Origin of the sequence: Psychrobacter sp. FME6, assembly GCF_014861365.1 — a bacterium.
Lineage (GTDB): Bacteria > Pseudomonadota > Gammaproteobacteria > Pseudomonadales > Moraxellaceae > Psychrobacter.
Map to the genome: position 1 here is coordinate 1 of NZ_RRYW01000086.1, position 12485 is coordinate 12485.

A 12485-nucleotide genomic window follows, 5' to 3' on the forward strand; every position below is an offset into this window, starting at 1 on the left:
TACAAGGGCGCTCATGAATCGAGACTCTGTCGTTGATACGGCCTCGGGTCTCAGCCGTTAGTCGCTTACGGTAAGGTTTGGCTTTGCGTCTGAGACACTGCCATAACCTGCCGCCCTTAAGCTTGTCCCTCCAGATATAGCGATAAATGCTCATGTGACTAATATCACCATGAACTCCGGCTATTTGTTCAGGACTCCAGCTGTCTTTTAGCTTATCTGTGACCCAATCCCATACATCAGCGATGATAGTGAAAGCATTGTTAGAGCGTCTGTCACAAGCCTTGTTATTAGCATGATTAGCTCGGTAACCTCGAAGGCTTTTATTGCGCCTTAGCTCTCTTGATATGGTGCTAGGACTTCTTCCTAATGTGTCAGCTATAAATTTAATACTATGTTCTGCCCCTATAAGGGCATAAATCTGGTATCGTTCCCCTAGGCTTAGATGTGTATAGTTCATGGTTGCAATCTCACTTTGGTCGGTGGATAAAGACTTTGATGCTAGCGCATCTAGGTCTTTTTTTCACCTCGCATTTGGTATTGCACTTCATGTGTTAATCTAAGGAATAAAAAGTGAGCGCAAAGGCTCACTTTAGACCGAAACTTATCCCATTATATACAACTTAATGGTTGGTTATTATAACGCCAGTATGTACTTTATGTTGTTAGTTAATATAACCAATTAGTCATGGATTGCCGTTAACGTAGCGAGCCTAATGGGCTTCATCCCAATTCTGACCACTATCTGTTTCGACCAATAGCGGCACAGCAAAGTCGACAGTCCAGCCTTTTTCAACAGCTGTAGCTTTCAATACATCTTGCATCGCGTCGGTAATCAATTGACTGATTTCATCGACCTTATCTGCATCGACTTCAAACACCAGTTCATCATGGACTTGCAGCAGCATTTTTGCTTGCTCTTTTGGCAGCACTTTATCGACGGCAATCATCGCCAGCTTAATCAAATCAGCAGCGGAGCCTTGTAGTGGAGCATTAATCGCCGCGCGCTCAGCGCCTTGTTTGACCATACGGTTGCTATGGGTGATATCAGGTGTGTAAAGTTTACGACCCAATATCGTCTCGACATAGCCTTGCTCATGAGCACTGGCGCGAGTATTAATCATATAATCTTTCACACCGGGGTAACGCTCAAAGTACATATCGATATAGTCTTGAGCCTCACTGCGGCTCATCTGTAACTGCTTGGCAAGTCCAAAGGCACTCATACCATACAGCAGACCAAAGTTAATGGCTTTGGCATTACGGCGCTCGGTTGAGGTAACCTCCGCGACATCCTTACCTAATACCTCAGCAGCAGTGGCTGCGTGAATATCCAAGCCTTCATTGAAGGCGTCAGTCAGGTTTTTATCCCCTGAAAAGTGCGCCATCAAACGCAATTCAATTTGTGAGTAATCCGCTGCCAAAATAACACGACCTTCTGGGGCGATAAAAGCTTGGCGAATCAGACGCCCAGTGGCGGTACGAATCGGAATGTTTTGTAAGTTAGGATCCGTCGAAGATAAACGTCCAGTGCTGGTCAGCGCTTGATGATAGCTGGTATGTACGCGGTCAGTCGCGGCATCTGCGACATTATCCAGCGCATCAGTATAGGTGCTTTTAAGCTTAGACAGCCCACGATATTCTAGGGTGATATCGACTAATGGGTGGTCGATTTTTGATAATACCGCTTCACCAGTAGAGTACTGACCAGACTTGGTTTTTTTGCCGCCAGCAACGCCTAGCTTTTCAAATAGCATCTCACCAAGCTGCTTTGGTGAGCCGAGATTAAATTCTTCACCAGCCAGCTCATAAGCCTGCTTTTCAAGTGCAATGATTTCTTCGTCAAAACGTTGCGATAGCTCGTTCAAAAATGAGCGTTTGATTAAGATACCGCTTGCTTCCATTTGGCACAGTATCTCTGCCGTTGGAATTTCCAGATCCTGTAGCAATTTAGCGTTATTGGCATCGTTAGCCAGCTCGACGCTGAACACCTCAAACAATTGATAAGTGATATCGGCATCTTCGCAAGCATAATCGCTGGCGATATCGATGGCCACTTGATCAAAGGCGACTTGTTTAGCGCCTTTACCCGCGACATCCTCATAGCTGATGGTTTGGGTTTGTAGATAATGACGCGCCAAATCATCCATACCGTGACGGGTGATCGCTGCATTGATGACATAGCTGGCAAGCATGGTGTCCATCGCCCAGTTATTAGGACTGGAATGAATAGCACCGACTAAATCGATATCATAAGTACTAAGAATATGAGCGTCATACTTTAAGTGCTGACCAATTTTGCCGATTTGTGGGTTTTCTAAAATGGGCTTTAAGCGTGCCAATACCGTTTCGCGGTCGAGTTGCTTTGCCGTTAGTTCGTCGTCTTCTAAGCGGTGAGTCAGCGGTACATAATAAGCTTCATGTGCTTGCACCGCAAACGATAGACCGACGATTTGTGCCTCGCGCCAATAGACGCTGGTGGTTTCGGTATCAATGACAAAATGCGGCGCCGCTTCTAACAGTTCAATCAAACTGTCAAAGGCTGGTTCGTCAAGGATGGTGTGCCAGGCTTTATTATCATTTTTACTGTCTTTGATATTATCAATCTTGGTCGATTGCAAAGATTTAGCGATTTGTGCTTGTGATTCAGCATCCGCTTGGCTGTCAGCGACACTTTGCGAGCCATTAGCGTTGGCTGGATGGTTTGGGTGATCGAGAGAGGCCAGCTCGTTTCTAAACTCAAGCTCGTTATATAACTCGCGTAACTCATTTATATGAGCACTCGGATCGGTATTGATTTTTAAATCGTTCCAGTCTTGACCGATGTCTAGGTCCGTGACGATGGTCGCCAGTTTGGCATTGAACGGGATATCATCGGCGTGCTCGATTAAACCCTTGGCACCGCGACCTTTAATAAAGCCGATGTGCTTGAGCATATTGTCGATATCACCGTATTCAACCAGTAGGTCTTTCGCGGTTTTTTTACCGATACCAGGCACGCCTTTGATGCCGTCAGAGGCGTCACCCATCAAGGTCAAAAAATCAATCATTTGGTTGGGATTAATACCAAATTTATCGATGACAGCTGCGGTGTCGGTTACTTTACCGGTAAAGCTGTCTTCCAGTATCACGCAGTCATTGACCAGCTGCATCATGTCTTTGTCACCCGTTGAGATGACCACGTGATGACCTTGTTCAACCGCGCGATGGGCTAGTGTCCCGATAATGTCATCAGCTTCTGCACCTTCGATGCGTAACAGCGGAAGACCTAATGCCGTCACCAAACGATGGATATAAGGAATTTGTTCTACCAGCTCTATGTCGATGGGCGGACGGGCGGCTTTATAATCAGGTGACATATGATGGCGAAAGGTCGGTGATTTGGTATCAAAGCAGACCGCCATATGGGTCGGGTGATAACGGCGCATTAGCTTTAGTAGCGCATTGAGCGTGCCACGGATGGCGTTGGTTATCAGACCTTGCGAGTTTTGCATAGTTTTGGGTAGGGCGTGATAAGTGCGAAATAGATAATAAGAGCCATCAACCAAAATAAAGGGAGGCTGGTCTTTGTCGACGTGACTGGTGTCCATGGTCGCTACATTGGGCATGGTGTCGAAGTTTGGCAAGTTTTTAGGATCGAGTGCTTGATGGGAATTGTGGTTACTGTCTGAAGTAGGGTCGGTCATATGGTCAGTCATAAAAGTCACTTATCAGCTATTAGATAAAAATATACGCTTATTATAGCGATAAAATCAGTGTGTGCCGAATCGCTTAAAAATTACGATGTGTACGAGCATTAATGATACTCATCATTAAAATAAAAATAGCTCAATGAGACAAAAAAAGAACCCAGCGCTAACTGAGTTCTTTTCTTTCTTTACCGATACCATCATTATTAAGGACTTATTTTACCTCTGAAGTCACTTCACTATCGATATTGCCGTGGGTGGCTTTAGAGTATGGGCAAACTTTATTGGCTTTTTCGACTAACTTTTGGAACTCATCAGCAGACAATTCTGTATTTTCACCAATCACGTGAATCTTCACTGCTAATTGAAAATCTAGACCGTCGCCTTTCATGAGATCTACCGATACTTCAGTCGTAGAATCAAACTTTGCTTTTTCTTCGCCTTTCACTGCAGCAAGCGCGCCATCAAAGCAAGCGGCGTAGCCCATGGCAAATAACTGCTCTGGATTATTACCGTCTTTACCAGAACCGGGTGCAACCATATTAATCGTTAAATCACTGTCTTGAAGACTGGCATTACCGGTACGACCGCCGGTAACCGTGCCTTTAGTAGAATATAATGTTTTCATAACACATCCTTTGTTGTTGGTTTTTTATATTGAAGTAGTCACTTATATGATGCTATTTAGCATAGCAAATAATCAGTTTGGCGCAAGGGCTCCGTAGTAAGCATATACTGTAAGTTTGTAAGTGAGCCTTGCATAAAATTATCTAGATTGAGCAAACCACCGCCATGAAAACCTAACGGGTATAAGTAATAAGCATATTAATGTAAACTAATGATTTAGACACTCGTAGTAAAACCACCAAAATAGGTGATAAAAATCTTAATTATAAAGGCGTTTTCTAATGGATTGTTCGTTGAATAAACTGATTGTTTTACCCGGTATTTTCTCTTTAATGGCTTTGGCCCTTGTCGGCTGCGGAGAAGAAGACAATATTTATGGGTCGGGCAGTAGTAACAAGATTACCTTGACCAGTTTTGCCAACAGTTATGACAGTCAGGCGAACGAGAGTGCGATTGCGCGTATTGATGAGACCTACCGTAGTGGCGCGCGTGAAATCAAGCAAAAAAATATCGTTAATAGTTATAGCAACCAAAGCCTGAATACCTTAGATAGAACGGTGTTGGCTGATAACTTCGAAGGTCGTCTGGAAAATAAAGATATTGAAGTTAATGGCCGCACGGTCAGACGGCCTATTTATGAAGAAAACAGCAATAATAAATTAAACTACGAAACCACTTATAAAACGCTTGATCTGTCAGGTGTGCAGGCGAACAGTTATAACGCTGGCAGCAATATCAATAACAGTCGTGGTATTGTCACCGACTTAAACAATTATTCTAATATTCCAACCAATGCAGAGTTTCCCACAGGCTCGGTCTGCTATATTCCAGTGGTTAAAAGCGAGCGCTCGTTTTTAGCATTCAATGAGAAAAACAAGACGGGATACTCATCACTTAATAAATGGGTGGATGCTGCCGAAGAACGTTTCAGCGACAATAGAGAGGTCGGGACGTATGAGTTTGGAGTTGGATTTGGCAATAAACACAAAGCGGCGCAAGTGACGTTTTTTGAGTACAAAAATCAGCCTGCGTATCAGTACAATGGTGTCGAGTATAGCAATGAAATCTACGAGGCCAATTATGTGGCCAAAGGCAGTACCGATCCGAATACCAACAGTTTTCGCGGTGTGGTAGATTGCACGATAGTCAATGAGGTGGCAGGAGATTTCTTAACCGATCAAATCAAGCGCTATTATTAATAGTTATGCTATAGGTCTTCATATTAAAAAGCTGACAGCACTCTCTTGAATAGAGAGTGTTTTTTTATGCGCTAATTCTGCACCCTGCCGCTAAATCCGCTACAATAAGCCCATTATTTATTCTATTTATTGAAATTACTGCCTAAAAGAAAGTTACTGTCTAAAAGACAGACTTTTTAAAGTTAAGGTTGAAGCCAAAAATTATGAGTGTAGATTCAAAGAAATTAAACCAAGAAGTCGCCAAACGCCGTACCTTTGCCATTATCTCGCATCCCGATGCGGGTAAAACCACCATGACTGAAAAACTACTGTTATGGGGTCAAGCCATTCAGGTGGTAGGTGAAGTTAAAGGTCGCAAAACCGATCGCCATGCGACGTCAGACTGGATGAGCATGGAGCAAGAGCGTGGTATTTCGATTACCACCTCGGTCATGCAGTTCCCTTATAAAGACCATGTGGTCAACTTATTGGATACACCAGGTCACGCCGATTTTAGTGAAGATACCTATCGTACTTTGACCGCCGTCGATAGTGCGCTGATGATGGTCGATGGCGCAAAAGGTGTCGAAGAACGAACCATCAAGTTGATGGAGGTGTGCCGGATGCGCGACACGCCCATTATTTCGTTTATCAATAAACTCGATCGCCAGATTCGTGAGCCGCTTGAGCTATTGAGTGAAATCGAAGCCGTGTTAAAAATCAAATGTATTCCCGTGACTTGGCCGATTGGTATGGGGCAGGATTTCGTTGGGGTTTATCATTTGACCGAAAACAGAACTTATCTGTATGAAAAAGGTCATGGCGGTGAAATTACCGTGGCTGAAACTCGCGAAGGTTATGATTATCCTGATATCCGTGAGCGTCTCGGTAAGCTGATGTTTGATGCCTTTGAAGAGTCGCTTGAGCTGGTGCAAATGGCGCTAGAGGATTTCAGTGTTGAAGCCTTTTTAGCGGGCGAGATGACGCCTGTATTGTTTGGCACAGCCCTCGGTAACTTTGGTGTCAATATGGTGCTTGATACGCTAGTGAAGTATTCACCATCGCCAAAAGCCCATCCAACCAATGAGCGTGAAGTGGCAGCAACAGAAACCAATTTTAGTGGTTTTGTGTTTAAGATTCAGGCCAATATGGATCCGCGTCACCGTGACCGTATTGCTTTCTTACGTGTCTGTTCAGGCAAGTACGAAAAAGGCATGAAAATGAAGCACGTGCGTTTGGGCAAAGACGTACGTATTGCCGATGCCTTGACCTTTTTGGCGGGTGACCGTGAAGCATTAGAAGAAGCCTATCCGGGTGATATTATTGGTCTGCATAATCACGGTACGATTTCTATTGGCGATAGCTTTACCGATGGTGAAGAGCTGAACTTTACTGGTATTCCGCATTTTGCGCCTGAACTGTTCCGCCGTGTGGTGCTCAAAGACCCGCTGAAATCGAAAGCCTTACAAAAGGGTTTGCAGCAGCTTAGTGAAGAGGGCGCAACACAGGTATTTATGCCGCAGATTAATAATGACTTAATTTTGGGTGCGGTTGGTGTGCTACAGTTTGAGGTCGTCGCCCATCGCCTGAAAGAAGAGTACAAAGTTCAATGTATTTTTGAGCCAGTATCGATTGCTACAGTGCGCTGGATTCACTGTGATGATGAAGTGGCGCTAGCGAAGTTTAAGAAGAGAGCCCACGACCAGTTATCGATAGATGGCGGTGGTTATTTGACCTATCTTGCCCCTTCACGAGTCAACTTGCAATTGATGCAAGATCGCTACCCAGAAGTGACTTTTAGCAATACCCGCGAGCACTAAATTACTATTTTCACTATGCCGTTTATCTTTTAAGACACGCCAGCCGTGTCTTTTTTATTAGCTATGATTTACGTACGACACTATAAAAAGGAGCGTTTAGGAGACGATAGCCTCATAAAAACACAAACAGTGTTCCTACAATACAGAGTGGTTGTTACGGTAGAATATCAATAAATCTTATCTGTATAATAAAGAGGCTATATGAAACCTGTCACCCAACCTCATACTCATAAGTCAGAACTATCCAAGCAATTAGCTTTGAGGACTGGCTGGCTTGGTCTAGCCTCTCTATTGGGTAGTGGAGTGCTACTTGGCACATTGAGCTTGTCAGCACATGCTGGCAGTCTAATTAGTCACACCGATTATTTGGATTATGAATTGCCTAAAGAAACACAAGAAAAATGTGTAGAGCGTGAAAATTGTCCAGATATTGAGATTAAATACCTCAAAACCAATCACCAGTGGATAAATGCGATCACCAACGAGCGTATCAATCATTTAGTCGTCAATAGCAAGCCCACTGAATCCGCACCCATTACTTCCAAGAGTAACCAAGCAGACGTTAAAGCTGCTATTGATGATTTTGTCACCTCGCAGTTTGCTGATTTACCCGAAGACAGCGTATTTGTTTATAATTTAATGGTGACGCCTGAATATTTAGGTCACGTCAACGATTTAGAAACCTTTGAGATAAACTCTTACGTCTTTACCGGTGGCGCTCACGGCATGCCTTATAGTGAGTATTTGGTATTTGATCAAAAGTCCAAAAAGCAAATTCAGCTGGCAGACATGCTACAACCTGGCAAAAAATCAAAATTCAAAGCATTGGCCTATAATGCTTATAAAGACTGGGTGAAAACGGTCGATGAAGACGTCGCCAGTTATGAGAAAAACTGGCCGTTTACCCTCAGCGATAATATCACCGTGACCGACAAAGGCATCGATATTCGTTATCAGCATTACGCGATTGGTCCATATGCTTATGGCATGCCGGTGCTTAGTATCCCCTATAGCAAGCTTAGTGGCGTTATCAAACCCCGATTTATTGCTAAATAATTAAGACAATAACACCATCATATTGACGATAATAATTTAACGAAAACCATTGGATATTTTATAAAAAATAAGGAGTGATAGCATGACGAACCCTACAGGTAAGGTAGATACAGCAGTAACGAACACGTGGCAGCTTAATGCTTTGACAGAAGCGTTGGGTGACTTGACTTTGACGGTCGATGACAGCTTGTCTGTCGGACGTGGTAGCGATAATGATGTGGTGCTCGGTAGCAAACAAGTATCGCGTAATCATGCGCTCCTGAGCGTATTGGACGGTCAGTTATATGTCAAAGATTTGGACTCGTCCAATGGTACATTTATTAATGAGCAACGTATCGAAGGCAATAAATCGAGTTTGTTGCAAGTGAATGATAAGATTGGTTTTGCAAGCTTTAGTTTTCAGGTAAATGTGCCTGTTGCTGCTACCGAGCCTGAGGTACTGCAACCAGTAACCACTGCTGAAAGTGCAGCGGCTAGTATGGATACTGACACTGAGGTATTGGCCGCTCAGCCCGTTGCTGAAGAACCTTTTATTGAAGAGGCCGTTATTGAAGAGCCCATTATTGAAGAACCTACTGCTGAAGAGCAGGTTATTAAAGAGCGCGCGGTCAACCAAGCTCCTGTGACAGAAACGGAATCTGCAACTAACGAATCGGTAGTGAAAGAAACAGGCATTGAAGAAGTTCTACAGACGGCAGATAATGTGGAAGCTGACCCTGTTGACACTGTATCTAAGACAGCAGACCACCTTAACACAAGCGCCCCGACGACCAATACCACTCAATCGCCTGATCCACAGCCACAAGAGCCGGTTATTAAAGAAACAGGTATTGATGAAGTTTTGTCATCTGCAGAAGCCGTAGAGGTAGAAACAGAAACAGCACCGCTAGCAGCAGCTAATAACTCGCCAGCAGTGGAGCAGCCAGTTGTACGTGAAGAGCCAGTTGTGCAACCTGAGCAGGATAAAACCACGAAAACCGCCCTGCAAGAAGAAGCGGATCCTGATGTGTTACGAGCCAAGCAAGCGGCTACTGCACAGTTTTCAGGCACGGCCAATCTAGGACAACCTCGGGATCTTGGTACCGAAGGTAATAACGCAATGGATCAGGCCATCAGTAATCCAGCGACTGCGAAACCAGCAGAGAAAAAGCCCAGCGGTAGTTGGTTTATATGGATATTTGTGGCCATTATCATTATTGGATTGGCGCTGTGGTTATTTAACATGGGCGGCGCGTAACCCCGTTTTCTAATACTTTTCACAGTTAGACTGTGAGAGTTTTTTCTATAGCGTCAACATTCAATAGAGTGTTGACGCTATATTGTATCTGTACCTTCACTGTTATTTTACTGTTTTTATTTTGACCAGTATCTTGTTAGAGAGCATTACTATGATGACCTTTGAGGAATATCAAGCGTTTAAAGACCGTGGCTTTAGTCATGCACCACTGATAAAAAAACGTCTCATGGATGCACAGACGCCAGTATCTGTATTTTCTAAAGTACGTGATTTAAATGGTTCCGCGTATCTCTTTGAGTCTGTCGTAGGCGGTGAGCGCTGGGCACGATATTCGATGATTGGCTTGGGTAGTGATCTTATCTTGCAGTATGCAGATGGTCATATGACGGTCAAAGACAACGACAATATTGATGTAAATGCAGTAGAAGACCCGTTTGACTATATTCGTAAACTGATGGCGCAGTATAAGATGCCAACGGCAGAGGATATAGCGACATTACCGAGCTTTAGTGGCGGTTTGGTCGGCTACTTCGGTTACGACATGGTACGTGTTATTGAGCCAAGCGTGGGTTTGTCTGATGCGCCCAACCCAATATCAATGCCAGACATGTGGTTGATGCTCTCAATGAGCGTGATTGTTTTTGACAGCTTAGAAAACACTTTGTCTATCATTGTTTATGCCGATTGTAATACCGAAGATGGCTACAGTAATGCCATCCGTGAGCTAGAAAAAATAGAAGATAAACTAGCAGAAATGCCAAATTTGAGCGCTCCCGTGATGCCGACGCCGACGTTTACCTCACAAACAGCTTTGGAGGCATACAGTAACGATGTCAATAAAATAAAAGACTACATTTCAGCGGGCGATGTTATGCAAGTTGTCCCTGCTCAGCGTTTGACCGCTGATTATACTGGCGACTCACTGGCTGTTTATCGCGCCCTACGATTTTTAAATCCCTCACCGTATCTGTTTTTGGTACATGGTTATACGCTAGATGACCATAAGCGTTTTGATATCATTGGGGCATCACCTGAGATACTATCGCGGGTTGAGGATAGTAAAGTCACCGTACGACCATTGGCAGGCACTCGCAAGCGTGGTCGAGATACAGCGGAAGACTTAGCGCTTGAGCAAGAATTGCTTAATGACGAAAAAGAGATAGCGCAGCATCAAATGCTCATTGATTTGGGTAGCAATGACATTGGCCGCGTTTGTGAGCATGGTAGTGTCGAAGTTACTGAAAAGATGTTTATCGAGCGCTATTCACAAGTGATGCATCTTGCTTCTAATGTTGAGGGGACAATACTGCCTGATAAGGATGCACTGGATGTTTTTTGCGCGACCTTTCCTGCGGGCACGTTATCAGGCATACCCAAAATCCGCGCCATGCAAATCATTGATGAGATAGAGCCAGTACGTCGTACAGTCTTTGGCGGCGCGGTTGGTTATCTGGGCTGGCATGGAAATATGGATACCGCCATTGCTATACGTACTGCAGTCAGGCGTCGTGGAAAAATCCATATCCAAGCAGGCGCTGGAATCGTCGCCGATTCTGTACCAGAAACAGAATGGGATGAAACCCACAAAAAAGCGTTGGCACTAATAAAAGCGGTGAAAATGGCGTGCAATGGTTTGCGTATTCGTTGAGTATTTAATAAAGAAAGCAGTTGTACATAGTAAAGACCTCAAAAGTGGTTATTTTTATTATAAAAAAATAGCAGCATAATCAACTCCTTGAGGATTATTATGAAAATAATCGCAAAAAAGATAAAAAAGGGCTTGCGTCTTTCAAAAAATTTGATAGAATAGCCACCACTTTGAGAGAACAAGCCGACTTAGCTCAGTTGGTAGAGCAACTGACTTGTAATCAGTAGGTCGCCAGTTCGATCCCGGCAGTCGGCACCATTTATCTTTTCTTTCAAAGTAGCTTTTTATGAAATTGTCTTAAATTAAGTCATTTTTGTTCAAAGCAACCTAAGGTGGGATTGGGGAGCGGTCAAACCCAACAGACTGTAAATCTGTCGCGAAAGCTTCGAAGGTTCGAATCCTTCTCCCACCACCATATTTTTTATAAGTTTGTCATAGCGCCAAGCATACTCTATATACTTAACGACTCTCGATTAGAGTCTCTTTGCATAAGAGTAATTGCGGGTGTGGTATAATGGTAACACCTTAGCCTTCCAAGCTAATGACGCGGGTTCGATTCCCGCCACCCGCTCCATATAATCACTATCGCAAAAACTATCAACAATTCATCACGACAGTCAGTTTATTAGTGCTGTATCGTGATATTTTTTTTAGTAACCCTACGGGTTGTTTACTGTAGTTATTAAAAGCCTGCTCATATAGCTCAGCGGTAGAGCACTCCCTTGGTAAGGGAGAGGTCTTGAGTTCAATTCTCAATATGAGCTCCATTTATTATTTCAGCTTTTTTACTGCATTTATATAATTTTGCGTCGATATCGAAATTACAGAATATTGAAAAATACAAAGTTAGTGTGGCAGGTAACAATTCAAAGGTGACACTGAGGTGTTGCCTTTTAGTGCTGTCAATTTATTAATGCACTACAGTAAGATAAAGTCGTGCAACAGCGTAACGATATAATACCTTGCAATGTTCAAGAGATTGAAAAGCAAGTATAATGTCGCTATCTATTCTATGGGCTATAGAAGGTAAATGCATAGATAGATAATAGTAGAGCGACAAAATATTTTTAGTAGATAAGCCATAGCGTCAACGGTTTGATGGTTTTACATGCATCATGAGCCGTCAAACAGCTATTTACCGATCTTGCTGTTTATTACTTTTTAAGCATAAAGATTCACCAAAAAAAGAGGAAATACCCATGGCAAAGGCCAAGTTTGAACGCAACAAGCCAC

General features: G+C 43.5%; 8 protein-coding genes and 4 tRNA genes. 9 read left to right on the plus strand and 3 right to left on the minus strand.

What is annotated here, in order from left to right:
* From EI162_RS11295 to EI162_RS11305, 3 genes are all read right to left on the minus strand, one after another.
* On the minus strand, positions 1 to 457 hold a 457-nt coding region (locus EI162_RS11295), incomplete at its 3' end, for an IS30 family transposase (RefSeq protein WP_192524450.1).
* Between the two features lie 253 nt (positions 458 to 710).
* Entirely contained in the window at positions 711 to 3605 is a 2895-nt protein-coding gene (polA, locus tag EI162_RS11300) for a DNA polymerase I (RefSeq protein WP_225735352.1), read from the minus strand.
* Positions 3606 to 3900: 295 nt separating this feature from the next.
* The gene (locus EI162_RS11305; RefSeq protein ID WP_192524452.1) at positions 3901 to 4314 is read right to left on the minus strand and encodes an Ohr family peroxiredoxin; all 414 of its coding nucleotides are present in this window, start codon (positions 4312 to 4314) and stop codon (positions 3901 to 3903) included.
* Positions 4315 to 4594: 280 nt separating this feature from the next.
* Between EI162_RS11305 and EI162_RS11310 the strand changes: the two genes are divergently transcribed.
* The 9 genes from EI162_RS11310 to EI162_RS11350 all read left to right on the plus strand — a co-directional run bounded on the left by EI162_RS11310 (position 4595) and on the right by EI162_RS11350 (position 12019).
* Positions 4595 to 5512, plus strand: coding sequence for a hypothetical protein (locus EI162_RS11310; protein WP_192524453.1), 918 nt, complete (start codon positions 4595 to 4597; stop codon positions 5510 to 5512).
* A 203-nt stretch (positions 5513 to 5715) separates the two neighbouring features.
* Positions 5716 to 7311, plus strand: a complete 1596-nt coding sequence (locus tag EI162_RS11315; RefSeq protein ID WP_192524454.1) for a peptide chain release factor 3 — start codon at positions 5716 to 5718, stop codon at positions 7309 to 7311.
* A gap of 201 nt (positions 7312 to 7512) precedes the next feature.
* Positions 7513 to 8367, plus strand: a complete 855-nt coding sequence (locus EI162_RS11320) for an RsiV family protein (RefSeq protein WP_192524455.1) — start codon at positions 7513 to 7515, stop codon at positions 8365 to 8367.
* An 82-nt stretch (positions 8368 to 8449) separates the two neighbouring features.
* Positions 8450 to 9604: an FHA domain-containing protein gene (locus EI162_RS11325; RefSeq protein ID WP_192524456.1), complete on the plus strand. Its 1155-nt coding sequence runs from the start codon at positions 8450 to 8452 to the stop codon at positions 9602 to 9604.
* Positions 9605 to 9755: 151 nt separating this feature from the next.
* Positions 9756 to 11252, plus strand: a complete 1497-nt coding sequence (locus tag EI162_RS11330; protein WP_192524457.1) for an anthranilate synthase component I family protein — start codon at positions 9756 to 9758, stop codon at positions 11250 to 11252.
* A gap of 182 nt (positions 11253 to 11434) precedes the next feature.
* A tRNA-Thr gene (locus tag EI162_RS11335) sits at positions 11435 to 11510 on the plus strand.
* A 73-nt stretch (positions 11511 to 11583) separates the two neighbouring features.
* Positions 11584 to 11667 (plus strand) — tRNA-Tyr (locus tag EI162_RS11340).
* Positions 11668 to 11752: 85 nt separating this feature from the next.
* Positions 11753 to 11826, plus strand: a tRNA-Gly gene (locus EI162_RS11345).
* Between the two features lie 118 nt (positions 11827 to 11944).
* Positions 11945 to 12019: transfer RNA gene (locus EI162_RS11350), tRNA-Thr, on the plus strand.
* Positions 12020 to 12485 lie beyond the last annotated feature (466 nt).

Coding starts and splice junctions, on each gene's coding strand:
- EI162_RS11310 (WP_192524453.1), top strand. CDS start 4,595: ATGGATTGTTCGTTGAATAAACTGATTGTTTTACCCGGTATTTTCTCT.
- polA (WP_225735352.1), bottom strand. CDS start 3,605: ATGCCCAATGTAGCGACCATGGACACCAGTCACGTCGACAAAGACCAG.
- EI162_RS11320 (WP_192524455.1), top strand. CDS start 7,513: ATGAAACCTGTCACCCAACCTCATACTCATAAGTCAGAACTATCCAAG.
- EI162_RS11305 (WP_192524452.1), bottom strand. CDS start 4,314: ATGAAAACATTATATTCTACTAAAGGCACGGTTACCGGCGGTCGTACC.
- EI162_RS11315 (WP_192524454.1), top strand. CDS start 5,716: ATGAGTGTAGATTCAAAGAAATTAAACCAAGAAGTCGCCAAACGCCGT.
- EI162_RS11325 (WP_192524456.1), top strand. CDS start 8,450: ATGACGAACCCTACAGGTAAGGTAGATACAGCAGTAACGAACACGTGG.
- EI162_RS11330 (WP_192524457.1), top strand. CDS start 9,756: ATGATGACCTTTGAGGAATATCAAGCGTTTAAAGACCGTGGCTTTAGT.